Consider the following 25400-nt stretch of genomic DNA (forward strand, 5'->3'; position numbering starts at 1 on the left):
TTACTATATAAAGTATATTATTTTAACTATTGATCTGCATTAATGAATAATCCTGCTTGGGGGGTGGAATTGGCAGTATGAGGATACAGCGCAGCCAAGATTCGCTTAAGGTGAATGTACTGAAGCCAAGAGTTGCAATCACTGCTACTTATGGATACTCGGCATATAGAGACGGAGAAAGATTCCCTCTACAAAATCCAGCGCCAAGAAGAAATCAAGCGTATCTATTCCAAGGTCAATGGAGCTCCTGTATGCTTGGAGCATGATACCCTTTACACCATCTATACTACTTTGGGGCTTAATACTCCCTTGGAACGTACCGAATATACCAAGGAGAAACTCCGCAAGCTGGCCGAACTGCCTATTTTCCATAAGGATTCGCTTAAGATAAGTTCCTACAATAACCTTCTTATGGTAAGCTATCAAGGGGAATGGATCCAGGCTGTCAGTGAGGAAGATGCTATCTTAGCCTACCTTCCCCAAGAGGAATTGGCCAAATCCTTCCAAAGGGATATCTTGCGAGCGGTAACCCACTACAGGGAGGAACACAGTATGCAAAAGCGCCTTTTGCGTATAGGGGAATTGGTCTTGCTCATTACCGCCATTGCGATCTTGTTCTATCTGCTGAACTTTCTCTTTAGGAAACTACAGGAACAGCTGCTAAAGCATTCTTTCTTCAAAAAAGGAGTCAAGCTGAAGAACTATCAGATACTTAACCGAGATAATATGAAGTATATCTTGGGCAAGGTACTGACTTTGATTCGATTGATACTGTTTTTTATCATCATTTTTGTAAGTATTCCCTTTGCCTTGAAGCTCTTTCCCTCTACCCAGATGTGGGCGGAGCGGCTCTTGAAACTCATCTTAGACCCCTTAAGTGAAGTAGGAAATGCTATAGTGAATTATTTGCCCAACTTGGTAATCATAGGGATCATAGTCCTGATTGCACGTATGATACTGAACTTGATGCGCTTTTTCCTCTATGAGATAGAGCGGGGAGCGCTTAAGATCAAGGGTTTCTATAAGGAGTTTGCCAAGCCTACTTATAACATCTCGAGGATATTATTTATTTGTTTTATCTTTATAGTGATTTTTCCTTACCTACCAGGTTCTGGCTCCTCGGCTTTTCAGGGAGTATCTATTTTCTTAGGACTTTTGATTTCCTTTGGTTCGTCCTCTACGATTTCCAATGGATTGGCAGGGATTTTTATCATCTATATGCGTGCTTTTCGGGAGAATGACTGGATCAAGGTAGGAGACTATATAGGAATGGTAATCCATAGGGATAGCTTGGTAACGCGGCTTAAAACGATTAACAATGAAGAGATTACGGTACCCAACTCCATGATTCTCTCCTGCTCGACCATGAACTTTTCTTCGATAGGGCGTAGCATTGGGCTGGTGATCACCACTCAGGTGAAAGTGCGCTATGATGCTCGCTTGGAAGAGGTCGATGCGACCCTTATCGCAGCCGCTCAAGCCACCAAAGGGGTAACGGATAAGATCACCCCTTACATCTATCACATTTCGCTCAATGAGCTGAATGCCACCTATGAGATCAATGCGGTAACCTTCGAGCCACAACATATGTATATCATCAAGTCCGACCTGATTATGAATATCTATAACGCTTTCCGTGAGCGTGGTATAGAGCTCACCTCGGTTGAATTTGTAGAGATCAAGGGCAACACTCGCTCAGCATAAGCCCTCTTCGGCGAGGCTTCTGTAGTTTTTCTCGGTGATAATGACATGATCTAAGAGGCGGATGTCCAATAGCTGTCCTGCCTCTTTGACCCTCTGGGTAAGCTGGATATCCTCCTTGCTGGGGGTAAGGCTCCCTGAAGGATGGTTGTGTATCAAGATCATAGAGACCGCCCCTTGCTCCAAGGCCGTTTTCAGTAACAAGCGAATATCCACCACCGTATGGGTGATACCCCCTACCGAGAGCCGTGCCTTGTGCATTACCCGAGCGGCACTACTGAGATACAAGACCCAAAATTCCTCATGAGGAAGTTCGCCAATAAGGGGCTGCATAAGGGAAAAGACATCCTCGGCACGCTCAATCTTGGGGAGGGGTTCGGGTGTTTCTGCACTGCGCCTGCGCCCGAGCTCGGTAGCGGCTAAGATGGTAATAGCCTTGGCCTGGCCGATACCCTTGAAAGCCAGTAGCTGTGGGAGGGTCAGCTTGCCCAGAGCTGTTAGGCTATTGGCTACCGAGGCCAAGATACGTTGGCTTAGTGCCACCGCACTTTCGCTGGCACTGCCCGAGCCGATGAGGATAGCTAAGAGCTCGGCATTGGTGAGTACTGCTTTACCCTGGGAGATCATCTTCTCTCGTGGGCGATCGCTATCTGCCCAGTCCTTGATAGAGAGCCGCTGGGAGGAGGAAGGATTTTTAGTCATAAGATTTTTTGTATTTTTGAGTACAAATTTACGAAAAAAAAGACAATTGGTCAATGAGGCAATGTACTTTTAATCTATTGATATTTAGGATGTTTTTTTCTACATCCCCCCTCACATACTTCGCTCTTGCGAATACACATCCCCCCTCACATACTCCGCTCTCGCGGATTTGCCTCAAGGGGGGAGTTACAGAGTGGTATCAAGTAGAGTGGTGAAAGTTTAACCTAAATATACTGATAACCAGCATGATAGTTCAGCGTTCTACATCACATACTCCGCTCTCGCGGACTTCCCTCAAGGGGAAAGTCCGCGAGAGCGGAGTATGTGAGGGGGATGTGAAAAATAAACATTGATAATGAATTACTTACAAATTACATAAACACCTATGCTTCTATTTTTTAACTATTTATTTGAATTATTGGCAAATAATCCCTATCTTTGCCGAAAATTACCATGATGAGAACCATAAAGAAAGAAATTTTATTTGACACTATAAACTAATATAACTAAAAAAACACCTAAAAATGAAAAATAAGATTCAAAAGCTGATTGCGTTCCTACTGCTGACGCTTGGCATAAGCTTTGTTTCCCTTGCGCAGAGGCATTATAAAGAAACCGTTAGAACACAAGGGGAAGACGTCTCGATAGAATCTTTAGCTATCAATAAAAGACCTCGAGGCCCTGAATTTAAGCGAACTCGGATTTTAGCAAAAAATGGAGTAGAATTTGCTATTACCTTCCCAGAAAAATATCAAAACTTAAGTATTGTAAGAAGTAATCGAACGATTGAAATCCAAGGTAGAAAGGTGTTTGTTGTTGAAGCAGGAGTTTTATCTTTTGAGTTCTCTTATACTGAGAATGGGGTATCCTATATCTGCGATATCTTAGGTGATATAAACTACTATGGTGAGCTAAGTTACAATGGGAAAAGTGACCTCCAAGCAAATCCAATAGAGGTTAAAGCGACTAATGAAAATGATAAATTAGTTGTTCCTAATGTTTTCCCAGCCAAAGGATGGGGATTTGCGACTCCTGGACTAGACCCTGAAAATCTAACTCTTGAAATGCTTGAAAAATTTGAGGAAACTATTTTTTCAGAAAGTAGTGAAATGGCTCTCAAAGACTTATTGCGAATTGGAAGAGAGAAAGGATACTTTGTAAACGGTAAAGTAAAAATTGTTGTTGCATTTGGAGATACCTCTTCGAATGCACTTCCAAATGGAGTGCCTGGTGCATCAAGTCTTCAGATTATTACGCTTATAGACGCTCGAACCTATAATCTGAATCTCTCACAAGAAGGACAAGGCACCGTCTCTGTATCCAAGAATCAATTGAAGCCTGGAGAAAGCGCTACGCTTACCGCGCAAGCTGCTCAAGGCTGGAGATTCGATCACTGGGAAGAAAATGGTCAGAACGTAACTGAAAATCCCCTTACTATAACGATGGAGACTCAAGACCGCTCTATCAAAGCAGTCTTTACAGAGCTTCCTAAGCCGAAGGTTAATGTTGTCTTGCAAATCGTAGATACCAATGGAGGAGAATTAGCGCCATCTCAGTCTCAAGAAGTAACGAGTGGAGGAAGTGTAACTTTCCAAGTTCCAAACTTGGCAAATGTGAATTTTAAAGGCTGGAAAAGAAATGGTCAAATGGTTGATACAGGAAGTAGTTATACACTATCCAATGTCACACAAAATGAAACTATTCAAGCTATCTTTGAAGTTCCAGTGCAGTCACTTAGTCTTTCCTTCAGTACCTTAAGCCTTAAAGAAGGAGAAAGTAAGGGGTTGCCAAGTGTAACGGTGGTACCCTCCGATGCAGCAGACCAGGCGATCATATGGACGTCTAACAGCCCCGCGGTAGCGAAGGTGGAAAACGGCAAGGTAGTAGGCTTGGCAGCAGGAACTGCAACGCTGGAAGCGAGCTCCACCAATGGCAAGAAGGCGGTGCTTACCGTAACGGTAAGCCAGAGAGAGGAAACTCAACCTCAGCCCCAACCAAGTCCAGAGCCTCAGCCGCAACCCCAGCCATCGGAACCTTCTGAACAAGAAGCACTACCTCCTTATATTGCTTCATTCCCTACAGAGGTAGCCCCTCAAGAGCAGATCTCTTTGACCCCTTGGCAAGGCTTGGGTAGCATAGCTGTAGAACAGATACGCTACCACCTTACCGATGCCGATGGAAATACGCTATCGCAAGCCATTGGGAAAATAGAGAACCAAAAATTGGTCTTCACTCAGGCAGGTACTTACCGATTGGTAGCCGAACTACCCAATAACCCAGAGGGTTGGACTGATATAGAATACCTTATAACTGTAAAATAAAACTAAAATGAAAGCTATCAAAAGAACCTTCCTAATGGCTTCCCTATCGCTGACATTGCTTGTCAGTAGCTGTAAGAAAGATGAGGATCCTGTTGCTACTGCTCCAGTTGAAGAAACGAAACTTACCCTCACCCAAGGGCAAGGGGCTCCCCTTAGTGAGCATAGCGCCCTTACCATAGGGGTAGGGAGTAGCACCAGCCTAACGGTCAATGTACCTGAAAATGAATATACCGCTACGGTAAGCCCTAGCAGCTCTGCCCAGGCGGTGACCGTTACAAAACAAGGGAACCAACTTCTTATAAAGGTACTCCAACAGCCTACTGAGCCTACAAGTGTAGTGATCACCTATAAGAAACAGACCTTCACCCTGGGGATAGCAGTACCCCAGGTGGCTCCTCTGGTACAAGGACTCTACAATGCCCAAGGAGAACGCGTATCGGAGATCAAGTACGTAGCACGCAAGGCAAATGGACTTTGGCTTGCCCAAAATGTACAGAAGCTCTCCACCGATTACCTCAAGGTAACAGCTAACGAACCCCTTGCTACACTAACCGATGGAAAAAAAGTTCAAGTAACCGCCAAAGGGATAGACCCCACTAAGCTACAAGGCGACTTTACGGTAAAAGTATTCCCTAACCGATACCAGCTGAGCAATACACACTATACCATCGTAGTGAATAAGCCATAGAAAGAAGCGATAACTATAGAATGTGCTAATTAACTAATTTATTCATTAGCTAATTAGCACATTAGTTTTATTGGAGAATTGGCAAATTATCACTATCTTTGCCCAAAATTACCATGATGAAGCGTTCAGGACTTATTCCTTCTGAGAAAATAATAGAGCGGTTACAGTATGAAAATCCTTGGTGGACAAGTCATCAGATTCTTGATACCTATGAGAATATGCCACGTAGGTTGTATTTTGAGTGGTTTTATCCTTTTGTAGCTGACCTTAAGCTACGCCGTGCGATCGTACTGATGGGTCCTAGGCGGGTAGGCAAAACGGTGCTTATGTACCACACCATCGCACGCCTTATCAGTGAAGGGGTATCCCCTGGGAAACTATTCTTTGTAGGAATTGATAACCCTATCTATATCAATCTGAGTTTGCAGGACATTTTGGATATATGTCAGAAAGCGGTCAATGGTACCGATTTTAAGGGATGTTATGTATTCTTTGATGAGATACAATACCTCAAGGATTGGGAGCGACACCTTAAGATATTGGTAGATAGCTACCCTGAGACGAAGTTTGTCGTATCAGGCTCGGCAGCTGCGGCACTCAAGTGGCATAGTACGGAGAGTGGTGCGGGCAGGTTTACCGACTTTATGCTGCCCCCACTTACCTTTGAGGAATTTATTCATCTAAAAGGGGAAAGTCACCTATTACAACAACAGACCATCACTTATGCAGGAGCAGCGCTGCCCTATTGGACAACGCCCCATATAGGAGCGCTTAACCAGCTTTTTGTACAATATCTGAATTTTGGAGGTTATCCCGAAGTAGTTTTCTCTGAGAAAATACAGCAGGATATGGGGCGATATATCAAAAATGATATTGTAGATAAGGTGCTCCTAAGAGACCTACCCAGCCTCTATGGTATCAAAGATGTACAAGAACTCAATAGGTTCTTTAGCTATATAGCCTATAATACAGGCAATGAATTTTCCTATGAGAAGATAGCCAAGGAAAGTGGTATCTCCAAAGAAACCCTCAAGAAATACTTGGAATACTTGGAAGCGGCTTTTCTTATAAAGGTACTTAACAAGGTAGATATCACGGCTAAAAAACTGAAGCGGGTAACTAGTTTTAAGATTTATCTGACCAATCCATCGCTGCGGACGGCTCTTTTTTCACCTATCAAGGAAGATGATGAAGAGATGGGCAATATGGTAGAGACGGCCATCCTCTCCCAATGGATGCACCATGAACGTATGCATTTGACTTATGCACGCTGGAAGGAAGGACGTGGTGAAGGAGAAGTAGATTTGGTACGGATAGATCCTCAGCGCTTCAAACCCCAGTGGGCAGTGGAGATCAAGTGGAGCAATAGGTACTACCAAATGCCGCAAGACCTTACGAGCCTTATGAGCTTTTGTAAGGCAAACGCTCTGAAAAGTGCTTTTGTAACTACCAAAGATACCATAGGCACTAAATCTTTGGAAGATATGAGTTTTACCTTTGTACCTTCTGCCCTTTATGCCTATAATGTAGGACAATTAGCCCATTGACAAAATTATCACTATCTTTGCACTTAGAACTAATACCTCAAACCCAACACCTATGACCTATAATCACCAAGAAATAGAAGCCTATTGGCAGGCTTATTGGGCTGAACACCAAACCTTCAAAGCCCAGAATAACAGTACAAAACCTAAGTACTACGTGCTTGATATGTTCCCCTACCCCTCAGGGGCGGGCTTGCATGTGGGGCACCCGCTGGGCTATATCTCCAGCGATATCGTAGCGCGCTACAAGCGCCATAAGGGGTTCAATGTGTTGCACCCCCAGGGGTATGACAGCTTTGGCCTACCTGCCGAGCAGTATGCGATCCAGACAGGGCAACACCCTGCCCTGACCACTGCGAAGAATATCGCTCGCTATCGAGAGCAGTTGGACAAATTAGGCTTTTCCTTTGACTGGAGTCGTGAGGTGAAGACCTCCGATCCGGCCTACTACCGCCATACCCAGTGGATATTTGCTCAGCTCTTTAGCTCTTGGTATAACAACGAAACCGATAAGGCTGAGCCTATCGAAACACTTGTTGCCCTTTTTGAAAAAGGAGGTAATGTAGGGGTTAGTGCCCCTTGTGATGAGGATACGCCGACCTTCACCGCCGAGCAGTGGAAAGCCTTTACAGAGGGGGAGCAGCAACGTATTCTGCTTAAGTACCGCTTGACTTATTTGGCTGAAACGGAAGTGAATTGGTGTCCAGGCTTGGGTACTGTCTTGGCCAATGACGAGGTAATCAATGGGCTCTCCGAGCGTGGTGGCTACCCTGTAATTCGCAAGAAGATGACCCAGTGGAGCATGCGTATTACCGCCTATGCGGAGCGCCTCTTGCAAGGCTTGGACACTATAGACTGGAGTGAGAGCATCAAGGAAAGTCAGCGTAACTGGATAGGTAAGTCGGTAGGGGCGAGTATTGATTTTACAGTTGCCGGAGGCAGCCAAAAGATTACCGTCTTCACTACCCGTCCTGATACCCTCTTTGGGGTTACTTACCTTACTTTGGCCCCTGAGCACCCCTTAGTGCTTGAGATTACCACCGAGGAGCAACGTGGGGAAGTGGAGGCTTATATAGCCGATACTGCTAAGCGCTCCGAGCGCGATCGTATGGCCGATACCAAGACTATATCAGGCGCCTTTACAGGAGCTTATGCGGTACATCCCCTTACAGGGGAGCAAGTGCCTATTTGGATAGGGGACTATGTATTGGCAGGTTATGGTACGGGAGCGGTGATGGCTGTACCTGCGGGGGACGAGCGCGATTACGCCTTTGCCCAGTACTTCAAAGGAGCCAAGGGGATGCCTGATATGATTAATATTTTTGACAAAGATATATCAGAAAATGCCTTTACTGACAAGGAAGGAATGACTTACCAAAATTCGGATTTCTTGGATGGTTGCACCAGTTTCCAGGAGGCTTTTGATAAGGTCTTAGCCGCCTTAGAAGCTAAGGGAGCCGGTAAGGCTAAGGTAAACTACCGCTTGCGCGATGCGGTCTTCTCTCGTCAGCGCTATTGGGGTGAGCCTTTTCCTATCTATTACCAAGACGGTTTGCCACAGGTAATTGAGCAGCAGTACCTGCCTATCCTTTTGCCAGAAGTAGAGAAGTACCTCCCTACCGAAGAGGGCAATCCACCCTTGGGCAATGCCACCACTTGGGCATGGGATACAGTCAATCACGAGGTAGTGAGCAATGAGCTGATAGACCATAAGAGTGTATTCCCCTTGGAGCTTAATACCATGCCAGGCTGGGCAGGCTCCTCTTGGTATTGGTTAGAATATATGATGGAGAAAGACGACCGCGCTGTCTTCCCTACCAAAGCTGTAACCGACTATTGGCAAAATGTAGACCTCTATGTAGGAGGTAGCGAACATGCTACGGGGCACCTCTTGTACTCCCGCTTCTGGAACAAATTTCTCAAAGATCGCGGTTTTGCCCCTACGGAAGAACCGTTTAAGAAACTCATCAACCAGGGAATGATCTTGGGAATGAGTGCCTTTGTCTATCGCTTGGAGGGTACTCATACCTTTGTCTCCAAAGATCAGGTAAAAGGCCAAAAAGTCCAACCCATTCATGTGGATATTTCTCTTTTGAAAGATACTTCCGATGAGTTGGATATTGATAAATTTAAGGCGTGGCGCAAAGAATTTGCGGATGCTGAGTTTATTTTAGAAGAAGACGGCAAGTATATTACAGGGCGTGAAGTAGAAAAGATGTCCAAATCCAAATCCAATGTGGTCAATCCTGATGATATTTGTGAGCAATATGGGGCGGATACCTTGCGTCTCTACGAAATGTTCTTAGGCCCCTTGGAACAAGCCAAGCCCTGGAACACCGCAGGGATTTCAGGTACATACAATTTCTTGCGCAAGCTATGGCGCTTGTATTTCTCAGAGAGCGGCTGGCAAGTGACCGAAGAAGCCCCAACGGCCGAGATGCTCAAAGCGCTCCATAAGACGATTAAGAAAGTTAATGAGGATATACAGAGCTTCTCGTTCAACACCTCTGTAAGTCAGTTTATGATCTGTGTCAATGAACTGACTGCCCTTAAGTGTCACCATAGGGCTATTTTGGAGCCTTTGGCGGTACTGGTAGCTCCATTTGCACCCCATATAGCGGAGGAACTTTGGAAACACTTGGGTCATAACGAAAGTATCACCTATGCGCCTTATCCGACCCACGAAGAAAAGTATTTGCAAGAGGATAGTAAGGAATATCCTGTATCATTTAACGGCAAAGTACGCTTCAAGCGTGCCTTCCCTACCGATATGTCTGCTGCTGAGATAGAGCAAGCCATCCTTGCCGATCCTCAGACCGCAGAACAACTCCAAGGCAAAGCCCCTAAAAAGGTCATCGTAGTGCCAAATAGGATTATCAATGTAGTGAGTTAGTTATTAGTGGTTAGTTGTCAGTGATTAGAAATTGAGGGCTAACCACTTAAACAACTTGGAGCATGTAGGTACTTATTATGAACTCAAATAAAGTAGGCAAAAATATCTAAAGTATAACATTTGAGGGATAAATATTTAGTAACTCAAAACTTAAAACTATTATGGTAACGGATATCAATCAGTTAGACCCTATCAATGGGTTATATACCTATGCAGAATATCTGCTTTGGAAGTTTGAAGAGCGTGTGGAACTCCTAAAAGGGAAACTCTTTAAGATGGCAGGCCCTTCTATTGATCATCAACGAATATCAAGGAAATTAATGCTTACCATAGGTAATTACCTTGAAGGGAAGCCTTGTGAGCTTTTTGCAGCTCCCTTTGATGTGGTGCTTCCTTCAGCTGACGGTAAGGAGAATACCGTACTACAACCTGACTTGTGTGTGGTATGTGACCCGAAGAAATTGGCCGATGGCAAGCGTTGTTATGGAGCGCCTGATTGGGTTGTAGAGATTGTCTCACCGAGCAACGTAGAGAAGGAGCTTAGTAAGAAATTAAGTATCTATGAGGAAGCAAAAGTAGGGGAGTACTGGGTTGTACGCCCTGACCATAAGGAAGTAGATATCTTTGTCTTACAAGGAGATACCTATATAGGTCTCAGACCACGCTTTGCAGATGAAACCATCTCGCCTGTGAAATTCCCAGACTTACAGATCAATCTGGCGGAGATTTTTTAAATCCTTTATTGAGATGATTGTAAATTTTAGCATACAAAACTTTGGCTCCATAAAAGATAAACAGATATTGTCGTTTGAAGCTGATACTTCTGAACATTTGGAAGATACTTATGTAGTACGTGCAGCAGGTAAGCGACTCTTGAAGTTGGCACTTATCTATGGAGCCAATGCTTCAGGTAAAACAACAGTACTTAAAGCCCTTGATTTCTTAAGAGATTTGGTAGTGAATCCTAAAGAAAAAAAGACAGATATACTGGATTTCTCACCTTATCTTTTTGATGCTAATACACCTGAGCAATCTACCGAACTTACTATAGAGTTCGTGCAAGAGGAGGTTTGCTATGAATATGGAGTTACTTTTACAAGCCAAGCAGTCATTTCAGAAGCCTTGTACAGAGATGCTCCTGAAAAAAAATTAGTGTATAAGCGTACTACTGATATAGAGGAACAGCTTACTAAAATTAACTTTGGGAATCTAATAGCACTTGATAAAAGCGCTCAACAAGTATTAGAACTCAATACCTTGTGGAACAATACCGTACTGGGAGGTTTTTTAAAGACAAATATCAATCTCGAAGAATTTAGACAAGTAATGGATTGGTTTGGAAGTTATTTGAAGTCTATTATAGCACCTGATACAAAATTAGACACTTATATAACCAATAAAATAGATGAAAAAAAATTAACTAAGGGAGAAGTTCTAGAGATATTAAAGAAAGCTGATTTTAATATCTCAGATATGGTTATAAGAAAGAAAGAAGAAATTATCCCAGAAGACTTACTAAGATTTTTTAAAGGACAAATAGAGATTAAAGGGCGTATTATTGTTCAACATACGATTAATGATACTCATTATAATCTACCAATGGAGCAAGAATCCGAAGGTACTAAGCGTTTTTATGGATTTGCAGGGTTATTAGCATTGCTTATCAAAAAACCTACTATCTTCCTTATTGATGAATTGGAAAGCTCTTTGCACCCCGACCTTTATACTCATTTCTTACTTTCTTTCTTACAGAATGCTCGGCAGTCGCAACTGATTGCCACTACTCACAATCGAGAGCTTTTGGGCGATAGGGATATTTTTAGAAATGATGTGATATGGTTTACTGACAAAGGAAGAGATTGTGCTACTGAACTTTATTCCTTGGCAGATTTTGATACCTCTGCTATAAAGAATGTACTGAATGCCTATAAGATAGGGAAATTCAGTGGAGTACCTCGTTTGTCTGATACTTTTATTGATGTAGAGTAGTTATGAGAAGAGGAAGAAACAAACTTACCAAACAAGCTTTTGCGGTAGTGGTAGATGGCCAAACAGAATATTGGTATCTGCAAATGCTCAAGCAGAATGAACCCAATATCCTTTTTGACATAACGCCTAAAATTCTACAGAAAAAGAATATTGACCAACAATATGAATTGGTTATAGCCCTCTCAGAGCAGGAGTATGATAAAGTTTTTTGGATTGTAGATCTTGATGTATTCCTAAAAGAAGAACGAGAGAAGAAGAGTAATTCCTCATCACTTCAAAAGTTTTTAGCCTATTACAAGAGTCTTTCAAAGAATCAAAAGGTAGTGGTGATAGTAAATAATCCTTGTTTGGAATATTGGTTTTTATTGCATTTTAGAAAGACCACAAAAGTATTTGCAGCCTGTGCTGATGCTGAAAAGGAAGTTAGCCAGCACCTGAAAGACTATGAGAAAACAGAAAAATTCTTTAAGAAAAGCAATAATGACATTTATAAGCAACTAAAGCCTTATCTCAAAACAGCCATAAGCCATGCTACTGCTTTAGGGAACTTTGATACCCAAGCATATAATAGGGCTATGTGTGAGATGCCTTTGCTATTAGAACCCGTATATATTGACAATAAGTGAAAAGGTACGTCCTTTGAAGCTGGTTTCTTCTTTGAAGGGGAAGGATTGTCCCCAGTAGAATTCTAAGACCCCAAGCAGTGAGATACCTATACGGGGTGTTATGGCCTCCGTATTTACAGAGACACCGGCGCCTACGGGTAAGATAAAGAAGGCATCGGTGCCTATTTCGGGGATTAGCCGCCAGTGGTCGCGCTTTCCTATGTGAGTGCCTGCATATACCTTAGCCCCTATGGCGGCCAGGCCACTGCGATCTACAGCGATACTATTGAGCGAGGCTCCTACAAAGCCGAAGTCGCGGCTGCCATTGGTATGGGTATAGGCGGTACGTACCCCCCATTTGTCCAAGGGTTCAAATAGTTGTGCCTTGACTGATAAAGAGAATAAGGATACGAGGAATAGAAATAATCTCATAAGGTAAAAAGTTAAGTACCTGCCAAAGAACTATCATTTACTCCTTGATAATCTTGATATGCTTGTCGGCAAACTTTTGGGCAAGCCACTCTTGGAGGCGTGCTATATCGACCTCTTTATCCACTTCCTTGCCCTTGACTTGTTCCCTGATAGGGGTATAGAGCATGAGCGTAGTGGTGGAGAGGCTATCAGAAGCAAAACTATTTAGGCGACCAAAAGAGAAATCCCTGATATTAGGAAACAGAATCTTCACTTCCTTGGCAAAATCGGAATCTTCTATTTTATACTTTTCTAACTCCTCGGTAAGCTGTTTTATTTTTACATCTTTGCTGGAGAGTGAAGCCTTATTTTTGTTGATTTCAGAGAGTATTTCTTGACTAATATCCGATTCTTTTTGGCGGATAATAAGCTCTGTATTGGAGATATTGAATTTTCTGAGGTTGTCTTGTAGGTTTTTCTCCTCTTCATCGCTGAATTTCTTATCTAAGAAAGCCAATTCAATTGTTTTAGGAGAGGCATTGTAGCGGATACGTTTGTAGATGATTGTATAGCCATTGTTTTCAAACTCAGTGGTGATATAGTGAGCGACATTCTCATGGAAACGCTTTTCCTGAAAAAGCGTATAGGCTAAGTAAAGGCTGGGAGTGGTAATGAGAATCACCAAGGAGGTAATCACATAACGTAGGCGTTGGTTGAGTTTTTCATTGCCTGTATTCTTAGGTGTATATTTCAGGTATTTGATAATTAAGAAAGTAGCGATTCCAATAAAGAAACAGTTGATGCTATAGAGGTAGAAAGCGCCTAAGAAATAGCTTAAATTACCTGTTGCCAAGCCGAAGCCAGCGGTACAGAGGGGAGGCATAAGGGCGGTGGCGATGGCTACCCCTGGGATAGGGTTTCCCTTTTCTTCTCGGGTGAGGGAGATAGCGCCCACTACACCACCGAAGAAGGCAATCAGTACATCATAGATAGTGGGGGAGGTACGTGCCAATAATTCTGATTGGGCATCTTTGAATGGGCTGATATAGAAGTAGATAAAGGATACCAATAGACTGACGATAGTGGCTATCAGCAGGCTGCGTCCGGTCTTCTTAAGCAGATCGAAGTCATAGGTAGCCAAGGCAAACCCAGCCCCGACGATAGGCCCCATCAGTGGGGAGATGAGCATGGCTCCGATAATTACTGCTGTAGAATTGACATTCAGCCCAATGGAGGCAATGAGAATGGCACAAGCCAAAACCCATAGGTTTGCTCCACGGAAGGAAATATTACTTAGGATATCCTCTATCACCTTTTCTTTTTTCTCCTCTCCCTGATGTAGGTTTAGGAGGTTCTTGAAGAAACTCATACTTTTTCGAATAAGAATTTTACGACTGCAAAGATAGGAATTAATATTCAATTAAACAATAATCAATGACGAGATGATAATATAATGATAATCAATCGATTAGATAAATATAAGTAAAAATGAGGATAAAAAAATCTTCTAAAATTTTTATTTATCCGAGGAAATGTTGTAATTTTGACGAATTTAAGGTACACTATTTGCCAAGATAAGTTAATGAAAAACAAAAAGGATGAAGAAAACAACACTGATTGCCAATTCGGGCATCCAATATTTAAAATTTTCGACGGCTATAGATAAGGATTTCGGGAAACGTCCTGAGAATATCCTCTATTATAGAGATTCTTTCAATACTCATACAGATGAGTACGTATTGGATCCTCTCTTTAAGTATACCAAGGAGGGGGATACGGTCTATTATAGATGGCAGCAGCTTCAGGAAGGAGACTTTGTGGCCAATGGCCGTATCAAGGAGGATATGGATAGGAGTGGTTTGCAGGAATTCATGGATGCTTATCAGGAGCGCGACTTGATCAAAGCACTCAAAAAGTTCCAACGCAAGTGGATTCCGTTGCCTTATTTCAAGGACAATGCGATCAATAAGGATGTACTCTATCCTACCGATTGGGTGCGGGTATTCATCGATTGTGAAGAGACAGAAGAGGGCTTTACCTCGGCAAAGATTATTTTAGCGGTAGATACGCTTTTAGCCCAGAATGCCTCGGATAAGACCAGTCCTGAGCTGAGCCTGAATGAAGATGAAAATATCTTTAGGTTGGAGACCTCGGCACTGAATATAGGGCATGTACTCTCGGATCCTGATTTTGCATCTCCGTGGATTAACAGATATATAGAAGACCTTTATTATGGTAAGAATGAAGACTTACGCTTGGAACAGCCTTATAAGCAGTATGTAGCGAGTTATCTGATGCTACTTCGGTGGTTGGGCAGCCTTTCGCAGATGCCAGAGATACAGCTTTTCTCGGATAGGACGAAGAAAAAAGAGGTAGACTTGGTGATAGATATAGGCAATTCGGCTACTTGTGCCTTACTTTTTGAGAATAAGGATGATAACACCTTCAATTTCGAGAGTGTCAAGAAGCTCATTATACAGGACTATACCTATCCTCATCGGGAATATGCAGATCCTTTTCCTATGAATGTGGTCTTTTCTGAATCCAAGTTTGGGGAGATCAATGATACCTCGGACAATAAGAAGTTCACCGTACCGAGCCTGGTGCGTATCGGCTGGGAGGCAGAGCACCTGATTGGTTCCCTCTCGGTGGATTTCTCTCGAGGCTACGAACTGAAGGCTTATAACTCCAGTCCGAAGCGCTACCTATGGGATGATGGTGCTTCGGAACGGGAGTGGGAGTTCAACCCTAAGGATGCACGCAGTGTCAAGAAGGTATACCTCAATGGAATTACCAACCAAATCAAGAATGATGGGGAGCTGGTCACCGGCCATGAGATGTTCATGTCCAAGCCGCTTTTCTCCCGCAAGTCACTGATGAAGTTTGTCTTCTTGGAAATTTTGGTACATGCCTATGCCCAGATTAACTCCTATGCTTTCCGTGAGGAACATGGGGATATGAAGATTCCCCGTACGCTCAAGCGTATTACCATCTCCTGTCCTACGGCCATGATACAGGCCGAGCAAGTAGCCCTACGCCAGGCAGCCGAAGAGGCCTGTGAGCTGCTGAAGAACTATGTGGCCTATTACTTTGACGATGAGAACTATAAGGAATTTTGGTTCGAGAAACCTGAAATTATCCCTTCTACTGCCGATATCAAGAAAAACCTCTCCCAGCTTGAGGAGCGTAAGGACTGGAGCTATGACGAGGCTACTTGTTGTCAGTTAGTCTTCCTCTATAGCCTTATACTGAAGAAGCTCAAGGGGGATAACTATGTGATAGACAACTATTTGTTCAAAGGGAAGAATACCCTCAGGGTAGCCTCGGTAGATATAGGGGCTGGTACGACCGATATATTGGTGAACCAATATCAGCTCAAGGAAAACGGTAAGGACTCCGACTTGCTAATTCCGACGCCTTTGTTCTGGGACAGCTTTAGATTTGCCGGAGATGACCTCTTAAAAGACCTGATTCAGAAGATTATTATAGAAGGAGAAGAACAAGAGGAGCAGGATCAGGGCTGTGTAGGGGTGATAGAGAACTATGGTAGGAGAAAAGGGATTGGTAACATGTCCGAACGATTGAACAATTTCTTTGGGGAGAATGCCAATAATATGGGACAGAAAGGACGTATCAATCGCCAAATCTTTGTTCATCAGGTGGCTATTCCCATTGCGATGGCCTACCTTAAGAGTGCCAATGCGCCTGATAAAGAGCTTGAAACAAAGACCTTTGAGGAAATCTTGGGCAGGAAGTTCCTTAACAAAGACCTATTAGACTATTTTGAGAAGCACTTTGGCTTTAGCCTATTGGAAATCCCTTGGCGTATCAGTCCCAAGCAAGTCAATAAGATAGTGTCTTCGGTATTCGATAGCCTTATTCGCCAGATAGCGGTTGTTTTCAACCAATATCAGTGTGATTTTGTGGTGCTTTCCGGCAAGCCTGCTTCTTTGAACAGCTTTGAGGAACTGTTCAAGAAGTATCTGACCATCTCACCCAGTAAATTGATCAACCTCAATACCTATTGGGTAGGGCGTTGGTATCCCTTTGCCGATGGGAATGGCTTTATAGAAGACCCCAAGACGGTAGTGAGTGTAGGGGCAATTGTCGCCCTTATGGCCGGGAAGCTCTTCAAGATACAGGACTTGCGGTTGGAGACTCAGCAGCTGACCCAAAGGCTTGTTTCTACGGCTGATTACATCATCCGTACCCATACCGGAGAGAAGGAAGCCATCCTCAGTCCTAAGAAGAATGAAAATGAGTGGGTAGTGAGTACCCTCCCTTATCACTTTGGCTACTCCAAGTACCTAAGTAAGAACTACCCTTATGCGGATCTGTATAGCATACGTGTCAATGACAGGGAGTTGGAAGCCCATGTAAGGCGCAAATACCCCACTCAGGGGGAGGACTATATCAAGCGCCAAATAGAGGTAGAGAAGAACGCTATCCGCCAAAACCTTCCCCTTAAGGTACAGCTCTCTAGAGACTATGAACTGAGCAAGGAAATCATTAAGATAGAAAGTGTAGAGGATGCCCAAGGCAATGAAAAGCCTCATAAATACTTTACCATGCACTACCAAACCTTGGAGGATGAGAAAGGCTATTGGTTGGACAAATGTGAATTTATATTAAACACCAAGTAAGATGCGAACAAACTATTCCCAGCAAGATATAAGCCAAATCAAGGATTTTATTCTACAGAAGAAGGCTGTAGTGGATGATACGGTCAAGTGGGTGGAGAAAAACCTCAAGTACGAAGAGCGCAATGAGGTACTCTTGCAGCTCAAATCGGCTACCAATACCTTTGCGAAGATCCTACAACATATTGATTCCAAGCCTGTGATGGCGCTTTTTGGTGCCAGCCAGGTAGGGAAGTCCTACCTGATCAAGAACCTCCTTTCCACCGAGGAACATCCTTTTGAGATTCGCAATGGGGAGCAGTCCTTTGACTTTCTCCAGCGCATTAATCCGGCAGGAGGGAAGGAAAGTACCGGCTTGGTTACCCGCTTTACCATTAGCCAAACAATCAAGTATGCGGACTTTCCGCTTGCTGTGAAGCTCCTCTCGCCTAAGGATATCCTTATTATGATCTTGGATACCTTCTTCTTGGATCTGAAGAAGATTCCCGCCTTTCTCTCCAAGCGAGACTTAGAGGCACATATCAATCGGTATGAGAACCAGTCAGGTGTTCCACAACAGGAATATCTCAGTGAGTTTGACGTATTGGAGGTAAAAGATTATTTTGAAAATCACTTCTCCAAGCATACCAATTCTATTTTCTTTCAGTGCTTGGTGGAGACCCATTTTTTCCAACGCATCGCACGGCTCATCTCCCTTTTTGACTATAGGCAATGGGGGGCTATCTTTGAAGTGTTGTGGAACAAGAATGTACACCTGACGGCTATTTTCAATCAGCTCTTAGAGCGGCTGCATAGCCTGAATTATGCTAAGGAAGTCTACCTGAAGTTCGATACTGTCCTAAGGGACGGAGGTGCCATCCTGGATGTGGAGCGTATCAAGCAACTGGGCAAGGTACACAAGGATACAGTGGTGAAGACCGCCCAAGGCCAGGAAGTAACCATAGACCTGAACTTCCTTTCGGTACTCATTCAGGAGCTGATATTTTCTATTCCGGAGGCTTTGGCCACTTCCAAACCCTTTTTGCAAAATTCCGACCTATTGGACTTTCCGGGGGCACGTACCCGCTTGGCTATAGAGGAAGAAGGTATTGAGAACGAAGACAACCAAAAACAGATGCTTATCCGTGGTAAGGTATCCTACCTTTTCAATAAGTATTCGGATGACTATTCTATCAATAACCTACTGTTTTGTAATAACGACAAGCAGTTGGAAATCAATGAATTGTCCTATTTGCTATTTAACTGGATTAGCAAGAATATAGGTGCAGATGCCCAGGAACGTACCCTTGCCTTGGCCAATGCGCCAGTACCTCCGCTTTTTGTCATCTATACCTTTTTCAATGAGCAACTCTACTACAAGGATGGGGCGGACAATGAGTATTTGAACGACTATACCGCGCTGAATCACAAATGGATTGCCCGGTTCAATGCTATTTTCGAAGGAGAGATCGTTACCAAATCGCGCGATTGGCATACCCATTGGTCGCTATCGGCGCCGAACTTCAAGAATATGTACCTGCTAAGGGACTTCAACTATTCGAAACATACCTTTGATGGGTTCGAACAGTTCAAGCGAGAGACCCAATTGTGCCCTGATCGACAGGATTTTATGAACGCCCTACGCAAGTCCTTTGTGGAATTTGACTTTGTCAAGAAGCACTTTGAGTCACCTGAAATCTCTTGGGATGCAGCTACTCAAATCAATCAGGACGGTTCGGAGCTGATTGTGAGGAATTTAGAAAAGGTATCGACCAATCTTACCAAGATCAACCATTACATCAGTCTACTGAACCAAACCTTAGAGCGCCTCAAGGAGACCCTTTCGGGGCATGTACATACGGACGATATACAAGCAGCCCGAGCGAAGAACATGCAACTGGTGGGTCAGTTCCAGCTACAGTTCAATATGGCACTCACCCGCGAGTTCGGCCTTTTTAACCGATTCATAGAGCAGCTGAGTGTCTCCCCCATAACCATTTATAATCTGCTGAATGACCACATCATCATAGATATCAAGCAGGAAGAGAACAAGCACTTGGATGCCGCAGCGGTACTCCATACCCAATATCCGGAATTGGCACAAGCCAGCTCGGAGGAAGAGGTTGTGGAAATCCTCAAGCGCCATATGTGGCTAAGCTCCAAGGAGGAAGTGCTCCAGCAACTCTCGGCCTTTGGCATAGCCATAGATGACCTCTATACCGCCAAGCGCTCCCACAGCAAGTCCCAGCACTATACCCAGCTGATGCTCGATCACTGGTATGAGCAATTGGATAACAACACCTATGAGGACTTTACCCAATACATGATAGGCAAGCACAACATTGTAGCTATAGTGGATCACCTCAAGACGATTGTTCAGAAACGAGGCATCGCCCAGAAGCTCACCAAGCTATTTGACAACCGAATATCCGAGATCAAGGGGATACAGGGAGAGGAAGTCTTCATGGCTGAGACCTTTTCCTTGCTGATCAATACGATCGTCTATGATTTTGATATGCAGTTTCTTAGCACAGAGGAATACCGAGAGATTAAGCAAATGGTCTCCGATAAGCCTCATTCTTTCTTTGCCAGAGAAAAACCGACGGATGAGGCCACCATTGCAGCCTTGTTCGACAACAGTAAGATGGATGTCAATACCATAGCCTTGGAGAAATACAATCGCTGGATAGAGCTCTTGCGTATTTCGCTACTGATTAACAGTGGCTTTGTCACTTACGATGAGGCAGAGAACAATGCCCTCAAAGCCCTTTTGGAAGCCTATGAACCCTTTGTGATAGCCCACTAAAAAGATATTTATGAACCAATTTTTTACCCTTTCCACGGATAAGTTTGTTCCTATCTCTTATGATAACAAACACCTGTTCAATACCTATGAGCTGGTGAACAACTTTATCCGTACTCGTATTTCATCCTCCTTCAAGAATATATTAGCCAAGCCTATCCTTGAGAATCATCAGGTGGACTGGTATTCCCCCTTTTCGGGACTTAAGGAGACGGTGGAGGTAGCCGCTCAGCGCAAGTACTTTGCCTTCAAGGACGAACTGCAACAGCATATAGCGAACCTCTCGCGCAGCAATGATCCCAATGCCCACTATTGGGTAGGGCTATTGCAGAAGGTATTTGAGCAGAAAGACAACATACTCTTTACCAATGGGCAGGATATTTGTGTGGTGTGGGGATGGGCTTTTGATAACTACCAGATACAGCGCCCTGAAATAGATGCATCGCAAGAAAAGCCCCAGGAAGCTCCTATGGAGGAGCCTTTTGCTGTGGTACTTCCCCCCCAGGAGACAAAGCCTGTGGAGGCACCCACCCCTGAACCCCCGAGGGAGGAGCCCCCTCTGCCGGAAGAAGAGGAGGAAGAAACCCCTGAAGAAGAGGAAATCCCTGAGGAGGAAGAAACTCCTGAGGAGGAAGAAACCCCTGAGGAACCCCTTGCTGAAATCCCTTGGCAGGAAACGCCTCTTGCTGAAGCGCTCCCTCAGGAGCAAGGTAAGTCTTTCTTAGAGTTCCTTAAGGAGTTTGCCGCGACCTATTGGTGGTTTTTGGTATTACTTTTAGCACTTATCAGTGCCGTATTTTTTGTCCAATCATTCATATATTAGGCTATGGAAAAGAAATTTTGGTATAGAAATTGGTGGTTATATTACCTACTATTCTTTTTACTTTTAGGGCTATTGATTTATGCACTATTATGGAAGCCCCGTTGTGAGGGTGCTTATACTCCTCCTACAGCCTCTCAGATCTCTGAACCTCAAGAGCCTCAAGAACCTTCGCCAGTTGAAGTGGTGGAGTGTAATGCGACGGTAGAGTCGGGCGGTCAGGGGCGTACGGTGATCAAACACATATTAGGCAATAAGCCTGGTAGGGTAGTGGTACAATATCAGATGTATAGCCAGCCCGATAGGCTTACTATTACCTATAAGGGAAAAGTAGTGGCTACCACTAAAGATTTGGTATCAGGGGAGGGTATATTGGAGTGGAACTATACCCCCAAAGAAGGAGATCCTCAAGAATGTGAAGTGGAGATGTATGCACCTCAAGAGGGTACTGAGTGGGATTATCAAGTCAATTGTCCTCAATGATGATGAGAGATCGGTATCCATTCTATTACAATCTATATCTGTACTTAGCACTTCTACTGGGCATAGGAGTGTGGTACTTAGTCTATACAAACACAGCAATGATGAAAAAATACCCAACACATTATTATTTTTGGTTGATCTTGGCTTTTCTGCTAAGTATCTTCTTTTGGGTGGCGGTACTTTGGAAGTTCCAAAGGCCTGCACAGGCAGCCCCTCCCTTGGTGGGCTTTCCTACTCAAAGAGCAGGGGGTGTGCGCTCCCTACCGGATCATTATTACCAAATACAGCCTATTGATAGAGACCGTATTATCCGAGATAGTATCAGTCACCGAGAGATCATATCAGACTTGGTCAATATAGCTATTAAGGATACTACCTACCGCACCGAGCAGTTTGTCAAGGACTTCGAGGGGAAGTATGATCCTACTGAATATCTCTTTAGCTATGTGGATAGCACGCTGAACTATGTACAGGTACGCGTGCCGGAGGGAGAACGGATGAACTTCAAGGCAGAAGTCAAGCAACGGATGAGTGGTTATAAGCTCTTGGTATGGGATGAAGCCCTATTTAACATGTCCGCAGGGGCGCAAGATGCCAATGATGTGGCCTGGAGAGGGGAGAACCTCTATCCCTTACGAGGGGTGGATGCTCGGCAGCTGACTGTAGCGGTGATTGATAATGGCTTTGATCTTAACCATCCCACCCTTAAGGGCAAGAGTATCAAGCCCTACAATGCTACTGATGGAAGCACAGATGTACGCCCAGCCCAGCAGAACCATGGTACAGGGGTAGCTTCGCTGATTATGGGAAGCCGCTTTGAGGATATAGAAGGACTGGTACCCTCCTGCCGACTGATGCCTATCAAGGTAGCCGATGCCAATGAACTGATGAGCAACTCCTCGGTCATTCGTGGAGTGCTCTATGCCATCAAGAACCGCGCCGATGTGGTCAATCTCTCCTTGGGTGCCAACCTACAGATGCTACAGGGAGCTCCAGAGGCCTACCAACAGGCCTATATAGAAAGGGAAGGCAAGGACGAAGAGGCCTTTTGGGAAGAACTCTTTGGCTATGCCCAGCAGAACAAAACCATCATCGTAATGGCCGCAGGCAATGACAATGTGATGACCGGTTTCGATCCCTTTCAGCGCTCACAGACCACCATCAAGGTAGGGGCTACCACCCCCGATGGACAGAAGGCGGAGTTCTCCAATTATGGCAGCTATACGACCCTCTATGCCCAAGGGGAGGAACTGAAGGTCGCTCGCCCAGGCAGTCAGTCGGAAGTGATGCAAGGGACGAGCTTTTCAGCGCCTATTGTCAGTGCCTTTATGATCGCTCTGAAGGCCAAGTATCCCGATTATGACGGGGATCAGCTCTTAGCCAAGTTGCTTAAAAATACTCAAAGGAAGCATAACTTAACTATTTTACATAACAAAACATTCTAATACATTATGTTCAAGCAAGAAAATTTTACCTTTGTCGATGTAGTATCCCTGATTTTCCTCCTTTTGCTCTTTGTAGGGAATTTTGTAGGAGCCCTTTTTCTATTCTCCAACCTTTGGGTAGCTGTAGGGATAGGTCTGCTGATTTTCTTAGGATACTATGGTATTATCCGATTACTTAAGCGCAATAAGCAGACCCTTGTGAGCAAGCACTATAAGACCCCTTTGAGTGTACTCTTTGTGGGCTTTTTGCTCTTAGCACTTGCCAGCGGTGTCCTTACTGCCCACACCATCAATATACAGACGAATGTCAAAGAAAAGGTACAAGCTGAAGCTCAAGAAAAAATAGCCCAGGTAGCAGATCTTTTTGCTATCTATCGCGATGCGGAAGAGGCCTCCATGCAGCAGTATCATGGGCAATTGGAGCGACTGCTCAAGGCCTATAAGAAGAAACCTACCCATGGGCTCGAAGATCAGCTCTTAGCCCCTCCTTATGAGATAGATGAGCAGACCTTAGCCGATATCAAGCACAATTCTATCAAAGATATTATCGCTTCTCGCAAAGGAGCCTATGAGCTTAAGATCCGCGAACATTTCGATCAGCTCAATCAGATCATGGCAAAGGATAGGGCTTATGCAGAAAACTTTAAGCATTGGAATTGGTTTAAGGTAGCCACCGATTATCAGGAGCTGAATCAGTTTGTACAGCAGAGTTATGATGAGGTAGGGCAAATGCTTGCCGCGCTTCCTTTCCCTGCTGAGGTGCCCCTCTCCTTGGAGATGGATAACACTCGCTTACCCTTGGATAGCTTCACCGAGCTCAATGAGCAGTATTCACCTAATTACCTGCTTATTGTAGGGGTATTTGTAGTGATCCATTTCTTTATACTCATTCCTTATTTCCTGCATAAGGTAAGAGCCTACAAAACCGAACAAGAAAAAGACGACCGAATCATAGAATACTAAGCACATGGAACCTATCAAGAAGAAACGTATCCTACAGGATAACGCCCTTATCAACTCATTTCCTATAGAGAAGTTAGACCAATATGTAGCCCAGGGAGATATCAGCATAGAAGAGTTCAAACAGTACAACCTGGAACTCTCCAAGGTAAAAGAGCTGGAGCGCCTCGATGATTTGCGCAAAGGGATTGTCAGGGAACCTGAACCAGCTGCTGTGAAGGTAGCTCAAGAGGCATCCGCCCAGCCGGCAGCCTCCTCTATAGAAGATCAGATTTCTGACTTTTTCAACAGCTTAGGTGGGCAGCTCAGCCCCAATCCTGTCCCTACTAAGGTCGCTCAGGAGCCTTTTGTGCCCCCTACCTCGTCCTCTGTAACACCTCCCTCCAATACTAAGAAGGAGCTTATTGATAAGGTTATAAGAGAAGAGGTAGGTATAGACCAAATAAAAAAGGAACTCAATAACAACCTATATACCTATAGCGATTTAGAATCCGCTGGAGTACCCAAGCGCATCATCCATGCCATGCAATACTACTTCCAGTTGCGCCCTATTCGTTCCTTTGCCATTGAGGACTTACCCCCTATGGATAAGGGACGAACCGACCTTTTCTTTGTAGGAATCGCCGGTTCGGGTAAGTCGGTCATGCTGGCAGGGCTGTTACAGTATGCCAACAAGAAAGGCATCATGATCCCTGATTCCTATAACCAAGAAGGGAATAAGTACTCCGCCCAGCTGACCTCTGACCTGGAGCGCGGTATCCTCCCCCAAGCGACCGTATCGGGTAGCTATAACTATATAGCCGCCTCCTTCAAGGATGATGATAGGGTGCCCCATCCCCTTAATATCGTAGAGGTGCCAGGGGAGAACTATGCTAAGATATTTGAAAATGGCATACAAACCGAGGAAGTAAGCGGCTTTGTCAATTATATAAGAAATGACAACCGCAAGATACTCGTCTTTGTGCTCGATGCCTTGGAACACCGCAATCGCTTGGAGAACTTCTATAGCACCTATAAGCAGGGAGACATCTATGCCTCTATCCTAAATATGCTCAAGGACAACAAAATCTTGGAAAAGACCGATGCTATCTATATAGTAGTCAATAAGTTCGATGTAATCAAGAAGGAGAAAGACCCAACGAATCAGGCCAAAGACATCACCTTAGCAGGAGAATTTGTAGAGGAAGAGTTCCTGAACCTCTTAGAGAACTGTAAGACAGCCAAGGAAGAGACCCATAACAAATTTATGATAAAGATATTTCCCTTCTCCATAGGGGAGGTCTGCTATGACAAAATACTAAAGACTTATCATACCCAATACTCACAACTCATTATGGAACAAATTCTCAAGGATAGCTTCGTGGTCAAGGATGGCGGTTTCCTAAGGAGTTTTTTCAAACGTTTTTAAATACAGAT

Annotated in this window: 18 protein-coding genes; 15 read left to right on the forward strand and 3 right to left on the reverse strand. The window is 44.2% G+C overall.

Features of this window, described 5'->3' with window-relative positions; all coding sequences use genetic code 11:
* Positions 1 to 150: 150 nt before the first annotated feature.
* Positions 151 to 1704, forward strand: a complete 1554-nt coding sequence (locus HMPREF1551_RS00645; protein ID WP_231374941.1) for a mechanosensitive ion channel family protein — start codon at positions 151 to 153, stop codon at positions 1702 to 1704.
* On the opposite strand, the gene radC is transcribed toward HMPREF1551_RS00645, so the two are convergent.
* On the reverse strand, positions 1696 to 2403 hold the full coding sequence (radC, locus tag HMPREF1551_RS00650) for a RadC family protein (RefSeq protein WP_021627055.1): 708 nt from the start codon (positions 2401 to 2403) through the stop codon (positions 1696 to 1698). The two genes, HMPREF1551_RS00645 and radC, sit on opposite strands and share 9 nt — an antisense overlap.
* Positions 2404 to 2927: 524 nt before the next feature.
* Between radC and HMPREF1551_RS00655 the strand changes: the two genes are divergently transcribed.
* From HMPREF1551_RS00655 to HMPREF1551_RS00685, 7 genes are all read left to right on the forward strand, one after another.
* Positions 2928 to 4724: an InlB B-repeat-containing protein gene (locus tag HMPREF1551_RS00655; RefSeq protein ID WP_021627056.1), complete on the forward strand. Its 1797-nt coding sequence runs from the start codon at positions 2928 to 2930 to the stop codon at positions 4722 to 4724.
* A gap of 7 nt (positions 4725 to 4731) precedes the next feature.
* Positions 4732 to 5412, forward strand: a complete 681-nt coding sequence (locus HMPREF1551_RS00660; RefSeq protein ID WP_021627057.1) for a hypothetical protein — start codon at positions 4732 to 4734, stop codon at positions 5410 to 5412.
* 116 nt (positions 5413 to 5528) lie between these two features.
* Positions 5529 to 6959 carry an ATP-binding protein gene (locus HMPREF1551_RS00665; RefSeq protein WP_034544027.1) on the forward strand — a complete coding sequence of 477 codons (1431 nt, stop codon included), beginning with the start codon at positions 5529 to 5531 and terminating at the stop codon, positions 6957 to 6959.
* A gap of 52 nt (positions 6960 to 7011) precedes the next feature.
* Entirely contained in the window at positions 7012 to 9849 is a 2838-nt protein-coding gene (gene leuS, locus HMPREF1551_RS00670) for a leucine--tRNA ligase (RefSeq protein WP_021627059.1), read from the forward strand.
* Between the two features lie 161 nt (positions 9850 to 10010).
* A complete protein-coding gene (locus tag HMPREF1551_RS00675) occupies positions 10011 to 10583 on the forward strand; it encodes a Uma2 family endonuclease (protein WP_021627060.1) in 573 nt (190 codons plus the stop codon).
* Positions 10584 to 10596: 13 nt separating this feature from the next.
* Positions 10597 to 11838 carry an AAA family ATPase gene (locus HMPREF1551_RS00680; protein ID WP_021627061.1) on the forward strand — a complete coding sequence of 414 codons (1242 nt, stop codon included), beginning with the start codon at positions 10597 to 10599 and terminating at the stop codon, positions 11836 to 11838.
* Positions 11839 to 11840: 2 nt separating this feature from the next.
* A complete protein-coding gene (locus HMPREF1551_RS00685; RefSeq protein ID WP_021627062.1) occupies positions 11841 to 12464 on the forward strand; it encodes an RloB family protein in 624 nt (207 codons plus the stop codon).
* On the opposite strand, the gene HMPREF1551_RS00690 is transcribed toward HMPREF1551_RS00685, so the two are convergent.
* Together HMPREF1551_RS00690 and HMPREF1551_RS00695 are read right to left on the reverse strand one after the other, a co-directional pair.
* Positions 12435 to 12875 (reverse strand): hypothetical protein, encoded by a 441-nt coding sequence (locus tag HMPREF1551_RS00690; protein WP_021627063.1) that lies wholly within the window; start codon positions 12873 to 12875, stop codon positions 12435 to 12437. The genes HMPREF1551_RS00685 and HMPREF1551_RS00690 overlap by 30 nt on opposite strands.
* 37 nt (positions 12876 to 12912) lie before the next feature.
* Positions 12913 to 14223: a DUF389 domain-containing protein gene (locus HMPREF1551_RS00695; protein WP_021627064.1), complete on the reverse strand. Its 1311-nt coding sequence runs from the start codon at positions 14221 to 14223 to the stop codon at positions 12913 to 12915.
* Between the two features lie 229 nt (positions 14224 to 14452).
* Here HMPREF1551_RS00695 and HMPREF1551_RS00700 point away from each other — a divergent pair, with 229 nt between their 5' ends.
* Genes HMPREF1551_RS00700 through HMPREF1551_RS00730 form a run of 7 tightly spaced genes read left to right on the forward strand, consistent with a single transcriptional unit; the run spans position 14453 to position 25392 of the window.
* Positions 14453 to 17497 carry a virulence factor SrfB gene (locus HMPREF1551_RS00700; protein WP_021627065.1) on the forward strand — a complete coding sequence of 1015 codons (3045 nt, stop codon included), beginning with the start codon at positions 14453 to 14455 and terminating at the stop codon, positions 17495 to 17497.
* A gap of 1 nt (position 17498) precedes the next feature.
* The gene (locus tag HMPREF1551_RS00705) at positions 17499 to 20279 is read left to right on the forward strand and encodes a virulence factor SrfC family protein (RefSeq protein WP_021627066.1); all 2781 of its coding nucleotides are present in this window, start codon (positions 17499 to 17501) and stop codon (positions 20277 to 20279) included.
* Positions 20280 to 20289: 10 nt separating this feature from the next.
* Positions 20290 to 21099 carry a hypothetical protein gene (locus HMPREF1551_RS00710; protein WP_021627067.1) on the forward strand — a complete coding sequence of 270 codons (810 nt, stop codon included), beginning with the start codon at positions 20290 to 20292 and terminating at the stop codon, positions 21097 to 21099.
* Positions 21100 to 21102: 3 nt separating this feature from the next.
* Entirely contained in the window at positions 21103 to 21579 is a 477-nt protein-coding gene (locus tag HMPREF1551_RS00715) for a hypothetical protein (protein WP_021627068.1), read from the forward strand.
* Positions 21579 to 23024 carry a S8 family peptidase gene (locus tag HMPREF1551_RS00720; RefSeq protein WP_231374942.1) on the forward strand — a complete coding sequence of 482 codons (1446 nt, stop codon included), beginning with the start codon at positions 21579 to 21581 and terminating at the stop codon, positions 23022 to 23024. The genes HMPREF1551_RS00715 and HMPREF1551_RS00720 overlap by 1 nt, the downstream gene beginning before the upstream one ends.
* 6 nt (positions 23025 to 23030) lie before the next feature.
* Complete coding sequence (locus HMPREF1551_RS00725) at positions 23031 to 23987, forward strand: SoxR reducing system RseC family protein (RefSeq protein ID WP_021627070.1); 957 nt, start codon at positions 23031 to 23033, stop codon at positions 23985 to 23987.
* A 4-nt stretch (positions 23988 to 23991) separates the two neighbouring features.
* Positions 23992 to 25392 carry a hypothetical protein gene (locus tag HMPREF1551_RS00730; protein ID WP_021627071.1) on the forward strand — a complete coding sequence of 467 codons (1401 nt, stop codon included), beginning with the start codon at positions 23992 to 23994 and terminating at the stop codon, positions 25390 to 25392.
* Positions 25393 to 25400 lie beyond the last annotated feature (8 nt).

The organism is Capnocytophaga sp. oral taxon 863 str. F0517 (genome assembly GCF_000466425.1).
Taxonomy (GTDB): Bacteria; Bacteroidota; Bacteroidia; order Flavobacteriales; family Flavobacteriaceae; genus Capnocytophaga.